Raw genomic sequence first — 20,835 nt, 5'->3', positions numbered from 1 at the left:
AGGATGGAGGAATTATTGTGTATGTAGGTGTTGATTATTATCCGGAGCACTGGCCTGAAAATATGCTCGAAAAAGACCTGGATGGGATTAAAGAACTCGGCGCAAATATGATCAGAATCGGGGAATTTGCCTGGCACTTGATGGAGCCTGAAGAAGGGAAATTCGATTTCTCCTTTTTTGACAAGGTGATTGAGGAGGCTGAAAAGCGTGATCTGTCAGTCATGTTTGGCACACCGACTGCGACATTTCCTGCCTGGCTTGCCGCAAAACATCCATCCATATTATCTAAAGATGAGGTTGGACACGTGCGGGCGTTCGGCGGCAGAAGACAGTACTGCTTTAACTCACCTGAATATAATCGTTACGCGTCAAAAATCACTGAAGAAGTCGTCAAACACTTCGCAGATGAGCCGGCCGTGGTGGTCTGGCAGATCGATAATGAATTCGGGCATGAAGGCAGCGACTGGTGCTTTTGTGAGCACTGTCATACAGGGTTCCATGCGTTTCTTAAAGAAAAATATAAGACCGTGGATGAACTGAATCAGCGCTGGGGCACAATTTTCTGGGGACAGACGTATAATTCATTCTCAGAAATTCCGATGCCTGTACCGACTGTCACAACACATAATCCATCTTTAAAACTTGATTACACACGCTTCCGTTCAGCGTCAGTGAATCAGTTTGCCCACAAAATGACGGACATAACAAGGCAGCATGCAGGAAAACATCAGCCGATCACGACAAACGTATCAGGCGGATTTTTTGATAAAGCATTTGATCATACTGAAAATGTACGTGTGATGGATTTTGTTTCCTATGATAATTATCCGGTATGGGGAGGTCTTACTGAACCGATTCCGCCGGCGGGTATTGCGATGACCCATGACTTTAACAGAGGGCTGAAGGACCAGAACTATTGGATCGTTGAAGAACTCATGGGAGCGCAGGGGCATAATGTCATTGGCTACCTGCCAAGGCCAAACCAGGCAAAAATGTGGTCATATCAGGCGTTCGCCCATGGCTGTACGAACATGCTTTATTTCAGATGGAGAGGCATGACAAAAGGGGCTGAGCAGTTCTGTTTCGGTGTCGTGGACCAGGATAACCGTTATGGCCGCAAGTTTAAAGAAGTTCAGTCGCTGTTCAGTGAAATCCAGCCTTATGAACATGTATTAAACGAAAAAATCACATCGGATATTGCTGTTTTATATGACTACGATAATATCTGGTCGTGGAAGTCGCAGGTACAGAGTGCAAGCTTTGACTTTAACGCTGAGCTGCTTAGACTTTACGCACCGTTTTACAGACACAATGCTTCAATTGATGTGATTCCGTCAGACCGCGATTTTGAACAATATAAGGTCTTATTAGTTCCAGTCATGCAGATCATAGATGAAGAGCTTGCAGCGAAACTCAAACAGTTTGCAGAAGCAGGCGGGACGATCATCTTTTCATTCCGCGCCGGACTGAAGGATCGTGACAATAACATTCATTTTGAAAAAACACTGCCTGGTCCTGTAGCTGAGCTCGCGGGGATTGAAATTTATGAAACCGAAGCGCTGGCAGCCCATCAGACTGTTCCGGTAAAAAGCACCGATGGACAGGAAAGCAGCGGGCGCGTGTGGCGGGATCTTGTCACAGCAAAGGGTGCAGAAGTACTCTGGCAGTACAGTGACGAATTCTATCAGGACCAGGCAGCACTTACGCTGAACCGGACTGGTAAAGGAAATGTATATTACCTGGCAACAGGACTTGATGCAACAGTGCTTGAACCGCTCGCGCTCGATGTGATTAAAAATCATGGTATCTGGCATACTGAAACGCCTGAAGGCACAGAAGCAGTCAAACGGAATGGACACCTTTTCCTCATGAATCACACTGGTTCAAGTCAGACAGTCTGCGGTGAAACATTAGCACCTTTTGGGTCGAAAGTGGTAAAGTGTAAAGAAGAGGAATGATCAGAGCTGATCAGACACAGGCGGGTGGTTTAAATGGCAACATTAAAAGATATAGCATTAAAAGCAGGCGTTTCTTTGGCAACGGTGTCACGTGTCATTAATGATGACGCGACGCTTTCAGTAACAGTCGAAACGCGTGAAAAAATTCTGGGTATCGCCAGAGAACTTAATTATCAAAGCACCAAAAGAAAGTCCGGCGGGAAGAAGCAGAAAACATTACGTGTCGGGCTCGTTTACTGGTACTCAGAGGAACAGGAGCTTGAAGATCCTTACTACCTTTCTGTCAGACTTGGCGTAGAGCGTGCCTGCGTGGATCGCGGTGTGAATCTCGTAAAGCTGTATAAAAACGAAGATACGTACCGCGTCAGAAATGATGCCGCATTAGATGGGATCATTGCAGTCGGGAAATTCAGTGAAAAAGATCTTTCAACCTTCAGAGAATGGGCACCGCACCTTGTACTCGTTGACTTCACGCCTTCAAAACATGTGGATTCAGTCGAAGTGGACTTCCGTGCGGCAATGGTTGATGTCCTGAAGCATCTGATCGGGCACGGCCACGAACGCATTGGCTACATCGGCGGACATGAATATGTACAGGATAACGAAATGGTCAAAGACGAACGGGAAACGACCTTTTTTGAATATCTGTCTTTATATCATACGTTTCATCCTGAATTTATCTGGACGGGCAAGTTCACGGCAGAAGACGGCTACACACTGATGAAGGAAGCACTCAGGCTTGAAAACGGTCCAACCGCTTTTATCATGGGAAGTGATTCAATGGCGATCGGTGCCATGCGGGCTCTTCATGAAAAAGGGGTGCGGGTTCCTGAACAGGTCTCAGTCGTCGGATTCAACGACATCGAAATGTCACGTTACCTGCAGCCGTCCCTGACTACGATCCAGGTTCATACAGAATATATGGGAGAAGCAGCTGTTGATCTGCTACTCGACCAGCTCACATCCAAACGCAAAATCGCCAAAAAAGTTGTCCTGCCAACCACCCTTCTAGTCAGAGAAAGCAGCGGACCATTAAAGTAGACCCGGCAGAGCCGGGTCTTTTTGTGTTGTAGTGGGAGCGAAGTGGCGGGACTGTCCCGGGTCTTCAGCTTTTCGTGGTTGCAGTGTTTTGACTGGTGGCTGTAGTATCTTTCCGCGCAACTGCACGATACGCCCGGGTTGAGTGCAGTATATACAGCCGCAGCTGTTGTGTATGCACCCGCAGTTGTAGTGAGCCGTCCCTGCAGCTGCAGTGCCTCCCCGCATATCAGCTGCCGCGCAGCCACAATTTCCCCTCCCAGCCCCCCAACACTCCCGGAAAGAAAACGTGTCCAAAATGTGATAGACTAGAAGAGTAATGAGAATCCTAAAAAGGGGTCGTTTTCATGAGGATTTTATTTATTTGTACAGGGAATACTTGCCGGAGTCCGATGGCTGAGGCAATTTTAAATCATAGAGAAGAACCGCAGATTGAGGTGCGTTCAGCAGGTCTGTTCGCGATGGAAGGCGGTATGGCTTCACACAATGCGCAGCAGGTGCTGGACGAGCATGGATTGAAGCACAATCATCGTTCGCATTCTGTCACACAGGATGATGTGCACTGGGCGGATTATGTGTTTGCAATGACGAGTGCGCACAAGGCGTTGCTGATGGAGCAGTTTCCTTTTGCGGCAGACCGCATTTTTACACTGAAGGAATTTTCGTCAGAGCGCGGGCTGGATGTGTCAGATCCGTATGGCGGGCCGGTTGAGGTATACCGCTCAACGTTTAACGAATTGAACAGGTTAATGGATAGCATGCTCGAAAATCTCACGAAACAGGAACAGGGAGGATTTTAATATGAAAGTCGCATTAGCATCAGATCATGGTGGAACGAATCTGCGTAAGGAAATAGCAGACCTTTTAAACGAATTGAATATTGAATTTGAGGACTTTGGCTGTGATTGTGAAGGATCTGTCGATTACCCGGATTATGCGTTGCCGGTTGCTGAAAAAGTTGCTGCAGGTGACTTTGACCGCGGAATTCTGATCTGCGGAACGGGAATTGGAATGAGTATTGCAGCGAATAAGGTTAAGGGCATTCGCTGTGCGCTTGTGCATGACACGTTCAGCGCAAAAGCAACGCGCGGTCATAACAATTCAAATATGCTTGCGATGGGTGAGCGTGTGATCGGACCAGGACTGGCACGCGAAATTGCATCGATCTGGCTTCAGGAAGAATTCGAAGGCGGACGTCATGAAAATCGTATTAATAAAATGACTGAATATGAATCAAAGCATTAATTTCTACAGAAAGAAGGGCGTGCGATGAATCAGGAACTGCTGCAGATCCTGAGAGAATATCAGGAGCAGGCATCATTAAAAAGCGGACAGCTTTTTGTCATCGGCTGTTCAACATCTGAAGTGATCGGCCGGAAAATCGGAACATCAGGAACAGATGAAGTCGCTGAGGCACTTTATAAAGCATTTAACACATTTGCTGATGAAACGGGCGTTCACCTTGCGTTTCAGGGCTGCGAGCATATCAACCGTGCGCTCATCATAGAGCGTGAAGCGGCTGAAAGATACAATCTTGAAGATGTAACGGTTGTTCCGATTCGCAAAGCGGGCGGTGCGATGGCGTCTTATGCATACCGTCATATGAAAGATCCAGTAGCGGTGGAGAGGATCCAGGCTCACGGTGGAATTGATATCGGGGATACGCTGATTGGCATGCATTTAAGACCAGTCGCAGTACCGATAAGAGTTTCTGTCAAATCACTCGGAGAAGCCCATATCACACTCGCGCGTACCAGACCGAAACTCATTGGCGGCTCACGCGCTGTGTATGAACTTGAATAGATGTGGAAGCAACCGGTCTGTGGAGGCCGGTTGTTTTAGGTTATAATAAGTAAAAAAGAGGCGTGGCTTCAAATGCTTAAAGACCGAAATGAAACCTCCCATACTTATAATGAAGATTTGGCCAGAGAAATCCTTTCAAATATTCACGGCTATTTTCCTGAGATGAAAGCAGTATTTACGTTTTTGAAAAGTAAATTTCAGGAGGGATAACATGCTTTCAAAGCGTATTGAAAACGAGCTGGTAAAGATCGCTGAAACTTATCCAGTCGATCAGCTTTTACTATTTGGATCAAGAGCTCATGGCGATGAAGATGAGCGTTCTGATATTGATATTGCTATTATTGCACCACGTTTAAATCAAAGGCAGTGGCTGGAATTGACTGAAAAGATTGAAGAGGTTCCTACACTTTTAAAATTCGATCTGATTCGCTGGGAATCAGCAACTGAAGAATTAAAAAATGAAATAGCAAAAAAGAACATTCCGCTCTATATTTCTCGTAACATTAAGATGTAAGCGTATAACAATGCCCTTTTTGGCAAAAAGGGCATTTTCACATTCGTAAAAAACATGATAAGATGAAGTAGATTTTTGACCATAGACGGGAACAGTCCCGGGACATGAGGGAGGATTCACAATGAACAAGATTCAACAGCAGGATCAGGCATTATTCGAAGCAATGCAGGATGAACTGAAGCGTCAGCGTACAAAAATTGAGCTGATCGCATCAGAGAATTTCGTTAGTGAAGCAGTCATGGAAGCGCAAGGATCTGTACTTACCAACAAATATGCAGAAGGTTACCCAGGCCGCCGCTATTATGGCGGATGTGAGCACGTCGATGTAGCTGAAAATCTGGCACGCGACCGCGCGAAGGAAATTTTTGGCGCAGAGCATGCGAACGTTCAGCCGCACTCAGGTGCACAGGCAAATATGGCTGTTTATTTTTCTGTCCTGAAGCCGGGTGATACAGTACTTGGTATGAACCTGTCTCATGGAGGTCATTTAACGCACGGAAGTCCAGTAAACTTCAGTGGTGAACTATATAATTTCGTAGAATACGGTGTAGGTGAAAAAGACGAGCGCATCGATTATGAAGATGTCCGTCAAAAAGCGCTTGAGCACAAGCCGAAAATGATCGTAGCAGGTGCAAGTGCCTATTCACGTACAATCGACTTTGCGAAATTCCGTGAAATCGCTGATGAAGTGGACGCTTACTTAATGGTTGATATGGCGCATATCGCAGGACTTGTTGCTACTGGGACACATCCATCTCCTGTGCCACATGCCCATTTCGTTACAACAACAACGCATAAAACGCTCCGTGGCCCGCGTGGCGGTATGATTCTTTGTAAAGAAGAATTCGCGAAAAAAATCGATAAGTCTATTTTCCCTGGCGTTCAGGGTGGGCCGCTTATGCACGTGATCGCAGCAAAAGCAGTTGCATTTGGTGAAGCTCAGCAGCCGGATTTTAAAGATTACATTGACCAGGTTGTGAAAAATGCAAAAGCGATGGCAGAAGCATTCAAACAAAATGGTATTGATATTGTGTCAGACGGCACTGATAATCACCTTGTGCTTGTAAATCTTCGCTCACTAAACCTGACTGGTAAAGTGGCTGAAAAAGTACTGGATGATATCGGTATCACAGTCAACAAGAACACAATTCCATTTGACCCTGAAAGCCCGTTCGTCACAAGCGGTATCCGTATCGGTACGCCAGCTGTCACATCACGCGGCTTCAAGGAAAAAGAAATGGAAGAAATCGCAGCACTGATCGCAGACGTGCTGAAGAACCATGAAGACGAAGAAAAGCTGAAAGAAGCTTCAGCAAAAGTGGAAGAAATCACAAGCCGCTTTGCACTATACGAATAAAATTTGAAGGCTGTCCTTAGCTGGGCAGTCTTTTTTGGATGGGATACGGTACGTAAACCATCAAAATATTCAGTACAATTACCGTTCCATAACACTTCCCATACATCATACGAACCTTTCTTGTAAAAAACCTGTAAGTATGATAACTTTCGTAAGGATTTGCTTTATAATAAATAAGATAAAATAGAATTTACATAAGTGTTTTGCAGACGATCATTTTAACCAAACTCAGCAGATTCTTGTAGTGGGGGACGGAGACTCCCGCCCCAGGAAGGGACAGGTGAGACCCCGCAATGCGAAGTATGAAGAGGCTCACCGCCTGGGGGCAGGAAAGCGCAGTCCCCCACGGAAAGAATCTGCGGCGTCTAGCAAAACCTATTTAAAAGGAGTGACAGGTGTGGGAAAAGTATACGTATTTGATCATCCGCTGATTCAGCATAAGCTGACTCATATCCGCGATGTGCAGACAGGAACAAAGGATTTTCGTGAACTTGTAGATGAAGTTGCAACACTAATGGCGTTTGAAATTACACGCGACCTTCCAATGGAGGAAATTGACCTTAAGACACCGGTAAGCGAAACAAAAGGAAAAATCCTTTCAGGTAAGAAGCTTGCAATCGTACCAATCCTGCGTGCAGGAATCGGCATGGTGGATGGTATTCTGAAGATGATTCCGGCTGCTAAAGTCGGCCACGTTGGTCTTTACCGTGACCCTGAAACTTTAAAGCCGATTGAATACTACGTGAAGCTGCCTTCAGACGTTGAAGAGCGTGACTTCATCCTTGTAGACCCGATGCTTGCAACAGGTGGATCAGCAGTTGAAGCGATCAACTCCCTGAAAAAGCGCGGTGCGAAAAACATTAAGTTCCTATGCCTTGTAGCAGCTCCTGAAGGCGTTGAGGAAATTAAAAAAGAGCACGACGATGTAGATATTTATATCGCAGCACTTGATGAAAAGCTGAATGAAAAAGGCTATATCGTTCCTGGTCTTGGAGACGCAGGCGACAGATTATTCGGTACAAAATAAATCGTTCTCATCAGTAAAGGAGACCATCATGTCAAAACGTATTAAAGTCATGACAATCTTTGGCACGAGACCTGAAGCCATTAAAATGGCACCACTCGTATTAGAACTCAAAAAGCAGAGTGAGCATTTCGAACCGATCGTGACCGTAACTGCCCAGCACCGCCAAATGCTCGATCAGGTAATGAACATTTTCGGTATCACACCGGATCACGATTTAAATATCATGAAAGACCGTCAGACGCTTACAGGCATCACAACCCGTGCGCTTGAAGGGCTGGACCGTATTATGAAAGAGACAAAGCCTGATATCGTGCTGGTACACGGCGATACGACAACAACATTTGTCGCGGGACTTGCGGCATTTTACAACCAGATCGCAGTCGGTCATGTGGAAGCAGGCCTGCGTACGTGGAACAAGTATTCACCGTACCCTGAGGAAATGAACCGACAGCTGACAGGCGTCATGGCAGACCTTCACTTTGCGCCAACAGAGCAGTCTGCTGAAAATCTCATTCAGGAAAATAAGCCTGAAGAGAAAATCTTCGTCACAGGTAACACAGCGATCGATGCGCTATCGACCACTGTCAATTCCGACTATCAGAGTGACATTCTTGATCAGCTGAATGGAGACCGTTTAATTCTTGTGACAGCGCACCGCAGGGAAAACCTAGGTGAGCCGATGAAAAATATGTTCCGCGCGATCAAGCGCGTCGTAGAAGAGCAAAAGGATGTCCAGGTCGTCTATCCTGTGCACCTGAACCCGGCAGTACGTGAAATCGCGCAGGAGATTCTCGGTGGGGACGATCGCATTCATCTGATTGACCCGCTCGATGTGATCGATTTCCACAACTTCGCCTCAAAAGCGCATCTGATTCTGACTGACTCAGGCGGCGTACAGGAAGAAGCACCGTCACTTGGTGTGCCGGTACTCGTGCTGCGCGATACAACTGAACGTCCGGAAGGTATTGTGGCAGGAACATTGAAGCTTGCCGGAATCGAAGAAGAGCAGATTTATAACATGGCCACTGAACTGCTGACTGATGATGCTGCCTATGAAGCAATGTCAAAAGCATCAAATCCATACGGTGACGGCAAAGCCTCTGCCCGCATTGCAGAAGCAATCCGCTACTATTTCAAAGAAACAGACCAGCGCCCGGATACATTCCGCGTGTAAGAGAAATCCCGCTCCTGGGTTAGGGGCGGGATTTTGTTTGGGCCAGGCGAGGCGAGATAAAGGTGAATGAATAATTGTGAAAGGTGAATGAATAATTGTGAAAGGTGATAGATATATTCCAGGAGCCCATAGAAATATCAGCCGCGTCACGTCCAAAAGTTGAATAAAATGAAAGGTGATAGATATAATCAAAAACATGATCGAATAACCAGCAAAGGTGTAAGAATTACACCGCCCACAGTAACGCTCCGTTCATCCACAAATCCTGGCACCAGGACCGTCCAGCCATACACCGATTCAACTCCAGAGCAGGACACATCCCACACCAAAAAACAACTCTCAAGTACCACCTAAAAAACCGGTTTGTCAAAAATGTGAACGCAGAAAAATCTATATGTGATCTAATGAACTTTTTGTCGAGATCGCGTTGACATCATTTAGTGCCTATTGTATGCTTTTAAAGGGTATAATGATAAGGTTTTCATAGGTTGTTGAAATGTCTCGAAAACCCTTATATATCCGCCCTCAATTCCATTCTCAGATTGTGAGGATGCACTCATGCGTCAGTCAAGACGTCCGTTCTATGCGATGGCCCTGTATTCGGCCATTCTGTCACAACTAACTGGTTCCATACTCGTCGGAATTTTCGGCGGCCGGTGGCTTGATCACCGTCTGGATTCAGAACCGCTGTTTATGATCATCGGATTACTTCTGGGTTTATCAGCAGGAATCTATGCGATGCTTCGCACAGTGAAACAATTCGACTCAGGAGAGTAGCTTAAATGCCCGACATCAGTAAGCATTTTTTACGGTACACCAAGTACATATTATACTTGTTATCGATTTTCGCTATCGGTTTTGGCTTCAGCCCTTTTCCGGATGTGTTCTTAGGTCTTATACTGGGAACTTCTTTCAGCCTTCTTAATCTTTGGCTAATGAAGAACAGAATGGAAAAGTTTAACCGCGCGGTGGATGAAGGCAGAAAAGTACGTTCGCTTGGAACACTATCACGAATGGCTTCAGCAGGAGTAGCGGTGCTCATTGCACTGGAATTTCCGGATCTCATTCATTTGATTTCCACTGTATTTGGATTAATGATGGTTTATTTCGTCATTATGATAGATTATTTATTGCAGCAAGTCCTACACAAAAAGCGGGAAAAGAGGTGAAATAAATGAATCATGAAGCGCCATTAGCAGAATTTTTGGGGCTGACCTTTAATCTCTCCAATGTCTTGATGATTACCGTCGCATCTGCAATCGTATTTCTGATTGCGTTCATATCCACGCGCGCCCTGGCCATGAAGCCGACAGGGATGCAGAACTTTATGGAGTGGATCATGGATTTTGTGCGGAACATCATTAAGAGTAACATGGATTGGAAAACCGGGGGGAGCTTTCACATTTTAGGGATTACACTCATTATGTACGTTGCAATATCAAACTTTTTAGGTTTACCGTTTGCGATTACATATGATCACTATCTCTGGTGGAAATCACCAACAGCAGATCCAATCGTTACAATGACGCTTGCCGTTATGGTAATTGCGCTGACACATTACTATGGCATACGCATGAAAGGCTTCAGCGAATATGGAAAAGACTTTTTCCGTCCAATGGGTTTCTTATTCCCGCTTAAGATTATTGAAGAATTTGCAAACACGCTAACGCTTGGTTTGCGTCTTTACGGTAACATCTATGCAGGTGAGATCTTACTTGGTCTTCTTGCAGGGAGTCTGGCAGCAGGCTTCTGGGGTCACCTTGCAGCGGTTATACCAACGCTTGCATGGCTTGGTTTCTCAGTATTCATCGGAGCAATCCAGGCATTCATTTTCGTAATGTTAACGATGGTTTATATGGCGCACAAAGTGAGCTCTGACCATTAATATATTTACCTGTTCAGTTACTGAACAAACATTAAAACAAAAATTATTTACCCACACTAAGGAGGATATATCCAAATGACAGGTTCAATTGGTCTTTTAGCAGCAGCACTAGCAGTAGGTTTAGCAGCACTAGGTGCAGGTATCGGTAACGGTATGATCGTATCTAAAACAGTAGAAGGTATGGCACGTCAGCCAGAAGCACGTGGTATGCTTCAAACAACAATGTTCATCGGGGTAGCACTAGTTGAGGCCGTTCCGATCATCGCAGTAGTTATCGCGTTCATCGTGCAAGGTCAATAATATCTCTTATAAAATGGCGAAGATCACATCGTGACATGCTTCGCCATTTTTTACAGAACACCTTAATTAAACTTAAAGTATATGAAATATCTGCAGTAGTTGATTGAAGCGGAGGACGGGCGACTCCAGCGGGAGCAGACGGACAGGTGAGACCCCGCAGAGCGAAGCTCGAGGAGGTCTGATGGGGCCAGAAAACGGCCCATCCCCTTGGAAAGCGCCCGTCCGCAGCGGAAATCAACGGTTATCTTAATTTATATGAAACTTTCCGTATTTGACTGACTTCTGAAGGGAGTGAAACGAGCGTGTTCACACTTGATGCATTTGTACTTGGGGCCAGCGGCTTCAGTGAAGGAGACATCCTATTCCAATTAGGAATGTTCCTTATACTACTACTTTTACTCAAGAAATTCGCATGGGGTCCATTAATGGGCATCATGAAACAACGTGAAGACCACATCGCAGGCGAAATCGAAGCGGCTGAAAGAAGCCGTACAGAAGCGAGGCAGCAGCTTGAAGAGCAGCGCCAGCTTTTGAAAGAAGCTCGTCAGGATGCGCAGGAACTGATTGAAAACGCCCGCAAACAGGGTGATGCTCAGCGTGAAGAAATTATTCTTGCAGCGCGTGCAGAATCAGAGCGTATGAAAGAAGCGACACTTCGCGAGATCGAAACAGAGAAAGACCAGGCAGTTGCAGCACTTCGCGAGCAGGTTGCTACACTATCAGTATTGGTTGCTTCTAAAGTAATTGAAAAAGAACTGACAGTTGAAGAACAGCAGCAGCTGATCAACGAAACAATTGCAAAGGCAGGGGATCTGCGATGAGCAAATCAACTGCAGCAGCGCGTTACGCTCAGGCACTTTTTGAGCTTGCAGTAAAGAATGGCCAGACAGATCAGATTGAAGAAGATCTTCGCACAGTTCGCGAGGTGTTTGTAAAAACGCCTGAACTATCGCAGATTCTGAAGTCTCCTAAATGGTCAAAGGCACAGAAAAAGCAGCTGATCTCAACATCATTCAGCGGCATTTCACAGCACGTGCTGAACACAATGTATATTCTGGTTGATCGCCGTCGCAATAATGAGATGGTCGAGCTTGCAGATGAGTACATCAATCGTGCGCTTGAAGCACGCGGTACAGCCGTTGCACATGTATCATCAGCAACAAAACTATCAGACGCAGATAAAGAAGCAATCTCTGCTTCATTTGCTCCGAAAGTCGGAAAGCAGCGTCTTGACATTCATAATCACGTAGACTCAGCACTTCTTGGCGGCATTCGCATCCGCATTGGGAACCGTATTTTTGACGGCACCCTTCGCAATAAGCTAAATCGCCTTGAACGTGAACTGAAACGATAAGATCCACGAAATGAGGGGTGACATTCATGAGCATCAAAGCTGAAGAAATCAGTGCGCTGATTAAACAGCAGATTGAAAACTATCAATCGGATATCGAAGTAACGGAGGTTGGTACTGTTATCGAAATTGGTGACGGTATCGCACGTGCTCATGGCCTTGATAACGTTATGGCTGGAGAGCTTGTTGAATTCTCTAACGGCGTTATGGGTATGGCGCAAAACCTTGAGCAGAACAATGTCGGTATCATTATCCTTGGACCATACCGCGACATCAAAGAAGGCGACGAAGTTCGCCGTACAGGCCGTATCATGGAGGTTCCTGTTGGTGAGGAACTGATCGGCCGCGTAGTTAACCCGCTTGGACAGCCAGTTGATGGACTTGGTCCAATCAACACGTCTAAAGCACGTCCAATCGAAAGCCCGGCACCAGGCGTAATGGCACGTAAGTCAGTACACGAGCCACTTCAGACTGGTATCAAAGCGATCGATGCACTTGTGCCAATCGGCCGTGGTCAGCGTGAGCTTATCATCGGTGACCGTCAGACTGGTAAAACATCTGTAGCAATCGATACAATTCTGAACCAGAAGGATCAGGATATGATCTGTATCTATGTTGCAATCGGACAGAAAGAATCAACAGTACGTGGTACAGTTGAAACGCTTCGTAAGCACGGAGCACTTGATTACTCAATCGTCGTTACGGCATCAGCATCACAGCCTGCACCACTATTATTCCTAGCACCTTACACAGGAGTAACAATGGGTGAAGAATTCATGTTAAACGGCAAGCACGTGCTTGTTGTATATGATGACTTAACAAAACAGGCATCTGCATACCGTGAACTTTCACTACTATTACGCCGTCCTCCAGGTCGTGAAGCATATCCTGGTGACGTATTCTACCTTCACAGCCGCCTTCTTGAGCGTGCAGCGAAGCTGAATGAAACATTGGGCTCAGGTTCAATCACAGCCCTTCCATTCGTTGAAACACAGGCAGGGGATATCTCAGCTTACATTCCAACGAACGTAATCTCAATCACTGATGGACAGATCTTCCTTCAGTCAGATCTATTCTTCTCGGGTGTACGTCCTGCGATTAACGCCGGTCTTTCAGTATCCCGTGTAGGTGGATCTGCACAGATCAAAGCGATGAAGAAGGTATCCGGTACACTGCGTCTTGACCTTGCAGCATACCGTGAGCTTGAAGCATTCGCGCAGTTCGGTTCTGACCTTGATAAAGCAACTCAGGCAAAACTGAACCGTGGTGCACGTACTGTTGAAGTACTGAAGCAGGACCTGAACAAGCCGCTTAAAGTAGAAAAGCAGGTAATGATCCTTTACTCATTAACTAAAGGACACCTTGATGATATCCCAGTAGAAGATATTCGCCGTTTCGAGAACGAATTCCTAAGCTGGATGGATCAAAACCACAAAGAACTGCTGGATCACATCCGCACAACGCAAGGTCTGCCTGAAGACAGTGAAATGGAAGCAGCAATCAACGGATTCAAAAAGACTTTTGCTAAAAGCGAATAATTAAACCGGCAATTCAACTTTAAAGGGTGGTGAGAACCAGTGGCATCGTTACGCGATATTAAAAACAGAATCACGTCGACGAAAAAGACAAGTCAGATCACAAAAGCAATGGAGATGGTATCCGCATCCAAACTGTCCCGTGCAGAGGATAACGCGAAATCATTCAACCCTTACATGAACAAAATTCAGGAAGTGGTTGCTTCAATTGCAACAGGCGCGAAAGACGCATCACACCCGATGCTCAGCACCCGCCCGGTGAAAAAGACAGCTTATCTCGTCATCACATCTGACAGAGGACTTGCAGGAGCTTATAACTCCAACGTAATCCGTTCAGCAATGAATGCGATCAACAGCCGTCACTCAAGTAAAGATGAGTATGTCATCCTTGCAGTCGGACGTGTAGGACGTGACTTCTTTGCTAAAAGAGGCATGAATATCATCGATAGCATCATTGGGTTACCCGACCAGCCAAGCTTTGCTGATATTAAAGAAATTACGGGGAAAGCAGTGGGTATGTATGCAGATGAAGCTTTTGACGAGCTTTACATGTACTACAACCACTTCGTCAGCGCAATTTCACAGGAAGTAACAGAGAAGAAGGTTCTCCCTCTGACAGATGTAGCAGCTGAAACAGGCGGCATGACATCTTATGAGTTTGAACCATCACCTGAAGCAATCCTTGAAGTGCTTTTACCACAATATGCAGAAAGCCTGATCTACGGCGCACTGCTTGACGGAAAAGCAAGTGAACACGCTGCCCGTATGACAGCAATGAAGAGTGCAACGGACAACGCCAAAGAGCTTATCGATTCACTATCATTATCATACAACCGTGCCCGCCAGGCCGCGATCACTCAGGAAATCACCGAAATCGTCGGCGGCGCCGCGGCGTTAGAAGATTAATCTATTTCAGTTCCGCTGCGCCTTTATGCGACAGCCGGATCTGAAACGTAATAAAACTTATCCAGAGAGTTGATCGGAGAGAAGGGCGGCGACTCCGGGACGATAAGTGGGAAGCTGAGACCCCGCAGCCGAAGGCGAGGAGGCTCAGCAACCACCGTCCGGAAAGCGTCCGCCCGCAGCGGAGGTCAATCTCTCGTTATTAAAGACATATCAAGTTTAGCCGGGCTTTCCCGCTCGGCTTCCATAAGCAAGCTAGGAGGGAAAATGATGAATAAAGGACGCGTTTTACAGGTCATGGGTCCAGTTGTTGACATTAAGTTTGACAATGGCCAGCTGCCTGACATTTATAACGCTCTAACAGTAGCATCAGGCTCAGCAGAAGCAGATGTACTAACGTTAGAAGTAGCGCTTCACCTTGGTGATGATGCTGTTCGTACCATTGCGATGTCCTCCACAGACGGCATTCAGCGTGGAGCAGAAGTAACGGACCTTGGTTCGCCAATCACTGTTCCTGTTGGAGATGCTACACTTGGACGCGTATTCAACGTACTTGGAGAAGCGATCGACCTTGCAGGAGATGTAGATGCAAGCGTTCAGCGTGACCCGATTCACCGTACAGCACCAACATTTGAACAACTTTCAACTGACACAGAAATCCTTGAGACAGGAATCAAAGTAGTAGACCTGCTTGCTCCATATATCAAGGGTGGTAAAATCGGTCTCTTCGGAGGAGCCGGTGTTGGTAAAACCGTACTGATTCAGGAACTGATCAACAACATCGCACAAGAGCACGGCGGTATCTCAGTATTCGCCGGTGTTGGAGAGCGTACTCGTGAAGGAAATGACCTTTTCCACGAGATGACTGATTCAGGCGTTATCAAGAAAACAGCGATGGTATTCGGTCAGATGAACGAGCCGCCGGGTGCGCGTATGCGTGTTGCCCTGTCAGGTCTGACAATGGCAGAATACTTCCGTGATGAGCAGGGACAGGACGTACTTCTGTTCATCGATAATATCTTCCGTTTTACGCAGGCAGGTTCTGAGGTATCAGCCCTACTAGGCCGTATGCCATCTGCCGTTGGTTACCAGCCGACACTTGCAACTGAAATGGGTCAGCTTCAAGAGCGTATCACGTCGACAAATGTTGGTTCAGTAACATCGATCCAGGCGATCTACGTACCTGCCGATGACTATACTGACCCTGCACCGGCGACAACATTCGCCCACCTTGATGCAACAACAAACCTTGAGCGTAAGCTTTCTGAAATGGGTATCTACCCTGCCGTTGACCCGCTTGCTTCAACATCACGCGCACTTTCTCCTGAGATCGTTGGAGAAGAGCACTACAGTGTAGCACGTGAAGTTCAGCAGACGCTTCAGCGTTACAAAGAGCTTCAGGATATCATTGCTATCCTTGGTATGGATGAGCTTCAGGAAGAAGACAAGATGATCGTTGGACGCGCACGTCGTATCCAGTTCTTCCTGTCACAAAACTTCCACGTAGCAGAACAGTTTACAGGTCAGAAAGGTTCTTATGTTCCTGTTAAAGAAACAATCGCAGGATTCAAAGACATTCTTGCCGGTAAATACGATCACCTTCCAGAAGATGCATTCCGTCTTGTAGGACGCATTGAAGAAGTGCTTGAATCTGCTAAGAAGATGGGCGTAGAAGTATAATTAGGGACCAGGAGGGAAAAAAATGAAGACCGTTAACGTCAATATCGTTACTCCCGATGGCCCTGTGTACGAGTCTGCTGTAGAAATGGTGAGCACTAAAGCTCAGAGCGGGGAGCTCGGCATTTTAGCAGGGCATATCCCAATGGTTGCTCCGCTTGAGATCGGCGCTGTCCGTCTGAAAAAAGAAGGACGCACAGATCTTGTAGCAGTAACCGGAGGCTTCCTGGAAGTCCGCCCTGAGCAGGTAACAATCTTGGCACAGGCTGCAGAGCCGGCAACTGAGATTGATATCGATCGTGCAAAAGAAGCCAGGCAGCGGGCAGAGAGCCTTCTGCAGGCCAAACAGGACAACGTTGACTTCAAACGCGCAGAACTTGCACTTCGCCGTGCAATGAACCGCATTGATGTATACGAAAACAGAATGTAACTGATTCAACCGGCACCCTCCCCGGAATGGCTTCCATGCCAAGCCGGTACAAGGGGCCGGTTTTTTTATAAGTTCAGTTTCTTTCAAGAGGACTGACATCATACTTTATGAGCATTTTAACTATATACGGACACATTCTCATGGAAATCTGAGAATAGTTTGATAGAATGTCAAGGTTGGCAGAAAGGAGTCGGGACATGGCGGAATTTGGACAGCAGGCACTGCTCAGCATGTTCATCCATTTAATCTTTATCGGACTGACATTCTGGTCTATGCAGGCACTTCGTTTTGACAAAGCGATCCGGCCAAACCGGGTACTTCAGGCAAGAGTACTGTTCATATTGGTCAGTATTGCGATCGGATCAACGGTAGCAAATTTCTTCTTATCTTATACAACCTGGTCACAACAATTGCCATTGCTTTTTTAGACACAAAATAGACATAATGTAAAGGTTTTCATAGGTAGAAAAATTACTTTTTTCAATAAATGTGAATTTTTCCGCTACCAAATAAGGAAGAAATGGTTTAACTTTATAATGTTGTGGAATAGTCAAGCATATGCCCATCAAACCTACGGGGGCTATCTTGAACTCTTCATATATAAGAGAACGAAGTAATTGTATAAAGGCTGTCGAATTAGCCGATATAAACAATATGGTATGTGAAATAAATGTCAAATTGCCATGAATCATGACTTTCTTCTCTTGTATTAAAGAGTTTTAGAATGATACGATTTGTAATGTTTTAGTTTTTTAAAAGTTTACCTGTATCTGAGACAATTATTAAATTAGCCTATTGCGCGATTGAAGAGGATGATATCACTTCAGTCACTAACATTGAATATGAATAGTATTATGAGAATGAAGACGCGGAGGGGAACTCACTTGGAAAAAATCATCGTACGCGGCGGTAACAAGCTGCAAGGTTCAGTCAAAGTGGAAGGTGCTAAAAATGCAGTTCTTCCAATTTTAGCAGCAGCACTGCTGGCAGGAAAAGGTAAAAGCACTTTACTTGAAGTCCCTGCACTATCAGATGTATCAACGATTAATCAAGTGCTTACACATCTAAATGCTGAGGTTAGTTATTCAAAGGAAGAAAACAAACTGATCGTGGATGCAAGCAGCGACCTTGCACCGGAAGCACCATTTGAATATGTACGTAAGATGCGTGCATCTGTTCAGGTAATGGGACCATTACTTGCAAGAAACGGTCATGCAAGAGTTGCACTTCCAGGAGGCTGTGCAATCGGTTCAAGACCAATCGACCTTCACCTGAAAGGGTTCGAAGCAATGGGTGCTGAAGTAAATGTCGGTAACGGCTTTATTGAAGCAAAAACAGACGGACGTCTGAAGGGTGCAAAAATCTATCTGGACTTCCCAAGTGTAGGTGCCACTGAAAACATCATGGCAGCAGCAACACTTGCAGAAGGTACAACAGTCATCGAGAACTGTGCAAAGGAACCTGAAATCGTAGATATGGCGAACTATATGAACAAAATGGGCGCTAAAATCAAAGGTGCAGGTACAGACACAATCCGTATTGAAGGTGTGGAAGAGCTGCACGGTGCAGAACACACAATCATTCCTGACCGAATTGAAGCCGGCACATTCATGATCGCAGCAGCAATCACTGAAGGTAACGTACTGATCGAAAACGCAGTACCTGAACATTCAGCATCAGTTATTGCGAAGCTGAAGGAAATGGGCGTTACAGTCATCGAGGAAGATGAAGGCGTTCGCGTGATCGGACATGGCGACCTGAAATCAGTCGATATCAAAACAATGCCACATCCGGGATTCCCGACAGATATGCAGTCACAAATGATGGCGCTTATGCTGACGGCTAACGGAACTGGCGTGATTACTGAAACAGTATTTGAAAACCGCTTCATGCACGTTGAAGAATTCCGCCGCATGAATGCGAATGTAAAAATCGAAGGACGTTCAACAATCATGAACGGCCCAAGCAATCTGCAGGGAGCAGAAGTTGCAGCAACTGACCTTAGAGCAGGTGCAGCACTGATCTTAGCAGGACTTGTAGCAGACGGCTACACACAGGTAACTGAACTAAAACACCTTGACCGCGGCTACGTGAACTTCCACGAAAAGCTAGTAGCACTTGGTGCAAATGTAGAACGTGTAAGTGAAGAGACAGAAGCAAGAGCAGAAGCAGCTGCAACAGCAGCGCGCGTATAATTTTACTGAACTCATACTTCTTATTCTTATACATCACGAACTTCTAACTAATTATACGTTTATAAGAGCAGTATACACACGCGGTGGCGTGGGTATACTGCTTTTTTTCGATTTTTGTGATGGGGGGTGGTGCTGGTGGGAGCGGGGGCTGTCACTGCAATTGCGGGTGCATATACGACAGCTGCGGCTGTATATACTGCAATCAATCCGGGCGTATCGTACAGCTGCAGACGAAAATACAACAGCCACCGGCCAAAACACTGCAACTGAGGTCTGCGCACAGCGAAGCCGCATTGAATGCCCCTTGGAAACAAGCCTGTAGTTTCTCAAAAGCACCAAGAGGACGTGTCGTTGCAACCAGTTTGTGCGCTCACGACCTTCACCATGCCTGATACGACAGTCGCGGGTCTGCATACGACTACCAACCAGGGTGTATCCGACCTTCGCTGGAAGAAATACGACTCTCACGCGGTAATATACGACGTCTGAAGACCCGGGACAGTCCCCCATCTTCACTCCCCACCTGGTCTACCCAACCGCACCCGGACATATACTTCCTCATAACCTATGTCTGGAGGGGTGAGGATGCACCAGCGGATCAAGTTGTTTTTAGTTGTGGCAGTGATTTTTATTATTTTATTCGCTATCCCTGCAATGATTGTTTCTCCTGATGATGAGCAGAGGAAGCCTTTGCCTGAGAAGGTGGAGCCTGCTGAAGCGGAGGAGAGTGCTGCTAAGCTGGCTGTTCCGGTGCTTAGGCACAGTGGTGAGGTCGAGGAGATTGACCTGGAGGAATATGTAACGGGCGTTGTCGCAAGCGAGATGCCGGCTTCTTTTGAAAAAGAGGCATTAAAAGCGCAGGCACTGGCTGCACGAACCTATGTGACACGTTTTCTTTCACATAATGAAGGGCCGATTACAGATACCACGACCCATCAGGTGTTTAAAAGTAAAGAAGAATTAAAAGAGATCTGGAAAGATGAATATGACTGGAAGATCCGTGTCATTGAAGAAGCAGTTTATGAAACTAAGGGTGAAATATTAACCTTTGAAGGTAAACCGATTACTGCAGCCTTCTTTTCGACAAGTAATGGCTGGACCGAAAATGCAAAGGATTACTGGGAAGAAGATGTTCCTTACTTAGCTTCTGTTGAAAGTAAATGGGATGAGCAGGCAGCTCCGGGCTTTTACCATGAAGTCACGATGCCAATCAGTGAATTTGAGCAAAAGCTCGGTATTACGTTAACTGAAGGGGAGCAGGGCAGCATTCTTGAACGGACCCCTGGGAACAGGATTAAAACGGTTGAAATTGCCGGGAAAACATTTAGCGGAAGGGAGATCCGTGAAACACTGGACTTGCGCTCGACTGATTTCGAATGGGTGCTGCAGGGTGATCAGGTGGTCATCAAAACGAAAGGCTACGGTCATGGCGTCGGGATGAGCCAGTACGGGGCGAATGGAATGGCACTGGCAGGCAGTACGTATAAAGAAATTGTGCAGCATTATTTCAGCGGTGTTGAGCTTAGTTCGATTGATCAGGCAGTACCTGCGCTGCTGGTTAGAAGATAAAAAAGAAGCATTCCGCGATGTGAACTGCGCCCTGTCAAGTAGACAGTAAAAAAGAAAAAAGGTTAGAACTACGCTACGGCCTGGTACCGATACTCTATCGGTGCCAGGTTGTTTAATTT

24 protein-coding genes are annotated in these 20,835 nt (G+C 46.2%); all 24 read left to right on the top strand.

What is annotated here, in order from left to right; all coding sequences use genetic code 11:
* Positions 1-17: 17 nt before the first annotated feature.
* On the top strand, positions 18-1,958 hold the full coding sequence (locus KP77_RS14525; protein ID WP_041123469.1) for a beta-galactosidase: 1,941 nt from the start codon (positions 18-20) through the stop codon (positions 1,956-1,958).
* Positions 1,959-1,991: 33 nt separating this feature from the next.
* The gene (locus tag KP77_RS14520; protein ID WP_041123468.1) at positions 1,992-2,999 is read left to right on the top strand and encodes a LacI family DNA-binding transcriptional regulator; all 1,008 of its coding nucleotides are present in this window, start codon (positions 1,992-1,994) and stop codon (positions 2,997-2,999) included.
* Between the two features lie 344 nt (positions 3,000-3,343).
* The gene (locus tag KP77_RS14515; RefSeq protein ID WP_041123467.1) at positions 3,344-3,796 is read left to right on the top strand and encodes a low molecular weight protein arginine phosphatase; all 453 of its coding nucleotides are present in this window, start codon (positions 3,344-3,346) and stop codon (positions 3,794-3,796) included.
* A gap of 1 nt (position 3,797) precedes the next feature.
* Positions 3,798-4,241 (top strand): ribose 5-phosphate isomerase B, encoded by a 444-nt coding sequence (gene rpiB, locus KP77_RS14510; RefSeq protein WP_041123466.1) that lies wholly within the window; start codon positions 3,798-3,800, stop codon positions 4,239-4,241.
* Between the two features lie 24 nt (positions 4,242-4,265).
* Positions 4,266-4,799: a TIGR01440 family protein gene (locus KP77_RS14505; protein WP_041123465.1), complete on the top strand. Its 534-nt coding sequence runs from the start codon at positions 4,266-4,268 to the stop codon at positions 4,797-4,799.
* 42 nt (positions 4,800-4,841) lie between these two features.
* Complete coding sequence (locus KP77_RS17890) at positions 4,842-5,009, top strand: nucleotidyltransferase substrate binding protein (RefSeq protein ID WP_327063132.1); 168 nt, start codon at positions 4,842-4,844, stop codon at positions 5,007-5,009.
* A gap of 1 nt (position 5,010) precedes the next feature.
* Positions 5,011-5,313 carry a nucleotidyltransferase domain-containing protein gene (locus tag KP77_RS14495; RefSeq protein ID WP_041123464.1) on the top strand — a complete coding sequence of 101 codons (303 nt, stop codon included), beginning with the start codon at positions 5,011-5,013 and terminating at the stop codon, positions 5,311-5,313.
* Positions 5,314-5,434: 121 nt separating this feature from the next.
* Positions 5,435-6,670 (top strand): serine hydroxymethyltransferase, encoded by a 1,236-nt coding sequence (gene glyA, locus KP77_RS14490; protein WP_041123463.1) that lies wholly within the window; start codon positions 5,435-5,437, stop codon positions 6,668-6,670.
* A 397-nt stretch (positions 6,671-7,067) separates the two neighbouring features.
* Entirely contained in the window at positions 7,068-7,697 is a 630-nt protein-coding gene (gene upp, locus KP77_RS14485; protein WP_041123462.1) for a uracil phosphoribosyltransferase, read from the top strand.
* Positions 7,698-7,725: 28 nt separating this feature from the next.
* A complete protein-coding gene (wecB, locus tag KP77_RS14480) occupies positions 7,726-8,871 on the top strand; it encodes a non-hydrolyzing UDP-N-acetylglucosamine 2-epimerase (protein WP_041123461.1) in 1,146 nt (381 codons plus the stop codon).
* A gap of 558 nt (positions 8,872-9,429) precedes the next feature.
* Positions 9,430-9,648, top strand: a complete 219-nt coding sequence (locus KP77_RS14475) for an AtpZ/AtpI family protein (RefSeq protein WP_041123460.1) — start codon at positions 9,430-9,432, stop codon at positions 9,646-9,648.
* 5 nt (positions 9,649-9,653) lie between these two features.
* Complete coding sequence (locus KP77_RS14470; RefSeq protein ID WP_041123459.1) at positions 9,654-10,040, top strand: ATP synthase subunit I; 387 nt, start codon at positions 9,654-9,656, stop codon at positions 10,038-10,040.
* A gap of 5 nt (positions 10,041-10,045) precedes the next feature.
* Positions 10,046-10,756 (top strand): F0F1 ATP synthase subunit A, encoded by a 711-nt coding sequence (gene atpB / locus KP77_RS14465; RefSeq protein WP_041123458.1) that lies wholly within the window; start codon positions 10,046-10,048, stop codon positions 10,754-10,756.
* 75 nt (positions 10,757-10,831) lie between these two features.
* Positions 10,832-11,056, top strand: coding sequence for a F0F1 ATP synthase subunit C (gene atpE, locus KP77_RS14460; protein WP_041123457.1), 225 nt, complete (start codon positions 10,832-10,834; stop codon positions 11,054-11,056).
* Between the two features lie 302 nt (positions 11,057-11,358).
* Positions 11,359-11,877, top strand: coding sequence for a F0F1 ATP synthase subunit B (gene atpF, locus KP77_RS14455; protein WP_041123456.1), 519 nt, complete (start codon positions 11,359-11,361; stop codon positions 11,875-11,877).
* Positions 11,874-12,410, top strand: a complete 537-nt coding sequence (locus KP77_RS14450; RefSeq protein ID WP_041123455.1) for a F0F1 ATP synthase subunit delta — start codon at positions 11,874-11,876, stop codon at positions 12,408-12,410. Before atpF ends, KP77_RS14450 begins: the two co-directional genes overlap by 4 nt.
* Positions 12,411-12,436: 26 nt before the next feature.
* Entirely contained in the window at positions 12,437-13,945 is a 1,509-nt protein-coding gene (gene atpA, locus KP77_RS14445) for a F0F1 ATP synthase subunit alpha (RefSeq protein ID WP_041123454.1), read from the top strand.
* 39 nt (positions 13,946-13,984) lie between these two features.
* Entirely contained in the window at positions 13,985-14,848 is an 864-nt protein-coding gene (locus KP77_RS14440; RefSeq protein ID WP_041123453.1) for a F0F1 ATP synthase subunit gamma, read from the top strand.
* Positions 14,849-15,115: 267 nt separating this feature from the next.
* The gene (atpD, locus tag KP77_RS14435) at positions 15,116-16,525 is read left to right on the top strand and encodes a F0F1 ATP synthase subunit beta (RefSeq protein ID WP_041123452.1); all 1,410 of its coding nucleotides are present in this window, start codon (positions 15,116-15,118) and stop codon (positions 16,523-16,525) included.
* Positions 16,526-16,547: 22 nt separating this feature from the next.
* A complete protein-coding gene (locus KP77_RS14430) occupies positions 16,548-16,952 on the top strand; it encodes a F0F1 ATP synthase subunit epsilon (protein ID WP_041123451.1) in 405 nt (134 codons plus the stop codon).
* Positions 16,953-17,149: 197 nt separating this feature from the next.
* Positions 17,150-17,380, top strand: a complete 231-nt coding sequence (locus KP77_RS14425; RefSeq protein WP_041123450.1) for a DUF1146 family protein — start codon at positions 17,150-17,152, stop codon at positions 17,378-17,380.
* A gap of 456 nt (positions 17,381-17,836) precedes the next feature.
* A complete protein-coding gene (murA, locus tag KP77_RS14415) occupies positions 17,837-19,147 on the top strand; it encodes a UDP-N-acetylglucosamine 1-carboxyvinyltransferase (RefSeq protein WP_041123448.1) in 1,311 nt (436 codons plus the stop codon).
* A 351-nt stretch (positions 19,148-19,498) separates the two neighbouring features.
* Complete coding sequence (locus tag KP77_RS18230) at positions 19,499-19,636, top strand: hypothetical protein (protein ID WP_160289538.1); 138 nt, start codon at positions 19,499-19,501, stop codon at positions 19,634-19,636.
* 96 nt (positions 19,637-19,732) lie between these two features.
* The gene (gene spoIID, locus KP77_RS14410; RefSeq protein ID WP_041123447.1) at positions 19,733-20,716 is read left to right on the top strand and encodes a stage II sporulation protein D; all 984 of its coding nucleotides are present in this window, start codon (positions 19,733-19,735) and stop codon (positions 20,714-20,716) included.
* Positions 20,717-20,835 lie beyond the last annotated feature (119 nt).

It is taken from the genome of Jeotgalibacillus alimentarius, from assembly GCF_000829445.1.
Taxonomy (GTDB): Bacteria; Bacillota; Bacilli; order Bacillales; family Jeotgalibacillaceae; genus Jeotgalibacillus; species Jeotgalibacillus alimentarius.
Note: the sequence above shows the minus strand (reverse complement) of the source record. Positions and strands in the feature narration are given on the sequence as shown.

Coding starts and splice junctions, on each gene's coding strand:
- KP77_RS14520 (WP_041123468.1), top strand. CDS start 1,992: ATGGCAACATTAAAAGATATAGCATTAAAAGCAGGCGTTTCTTTGGCA.
- KP77_RS14515 (WP_041123467.1), top strand. CDS start 3,344: ATGAGGATTTTATTTATTTGTACAGGGAATACTTGCCGGAGTCCGATG.
- rpiB (WP_041123466.1), top strand. CDS start 3,798: ATGAAAGTCGCATTAGCATCAGATCATGGTGGAACGAATCTGCGTAAG.
- KP77_RS14505 (WP_041123465.1), top strand. CDS start 4,266: ATGAATCAGGAACTGCTGCAGATCCTGAGAGAATATCAGGAGCAGGCA.
- KP77_RS14495 (WP_041123464.1), top strand. CDS start 5,011: ATGCTTTCAAAGCGTATTGAAAACGAGCTGGTAAAGATCGCTGAAACT.
- glyA (WP_041123463.1), top strand. CDS start 5,435: ATGAACAAGATTCAACAGCAGGATCAGGCATTATTCGAAGCAATGCAG.
- wecB (WP_041123461.1), top strand. CDS start 7,726: ATGTCAAAACGTATTAAAGTCATGACAATCTTTGGCACGAGACCTGAA.
- KP77_RS14475 (WP_041123460.1), top strand. CDS start 9,430: ATGCGTCAGTCAAGACGTCCGTTCTATGCGATGGCCCTGTATTCGGCC.
- KP77_RS14470 (WP_041123459.1), top strand. CDS start 9,654: ATGCCCGACATCAGTAAGCATTTTTTACGGTACACCAAGTACATATTA.
- atpB (WP_041123458.1), top strand. CDS start 10,046: ATGAATCATGAAGCGCCATTAGCAGAATTTTTGGGGCTGACCTTTAAT.
- atpE (WP_041123457.1), top strand. CDS start 10,832: ATGACAGGTTCAATTGGTCTTTTAGCAGCAGCACTAGCAGTAGGTTTA.
- KP77_RS14450 (WP_041123455.1), top strand. CDS start 11,874: ATGAGCAAATCAACTGCAGCAGCGCGTTACGCTCAGGCACTTTTTGAG.
- atpA (WP_041123454.1), top strand. CDS start 12,437: ATGAGCATCAAAGCTGAAGAAATCAGTGCGCTGATTAAACAGCAGATT.
- atpD (WP_041123452.1), top strand. CDS start 15,116: ATGAATAAAGGACGCGTTTTACAGGTCATGGGTCCAGTTGTTGACATT.
- KP77_RS14430 (WP_041123451.1), top strand. CDS start 16,548: ATGAAGACCGTTAACGTCAATATCGTTACTCCCGATGGCCCTGTGTAC.
- KP77_RS14425 (WP_041123450.1), top strand. CDS start 17,150: ATGGCGGAATTTGGACAGCAGGCACTGCTCAGCATGTTCATCCATTTA.
- spoIID (WP_041123447.1), top strand. CDS start 19,733: ATGCACCAGCGGATCAAGTTGTTTTTAGTTGTGGCAGTGATTTTTATT.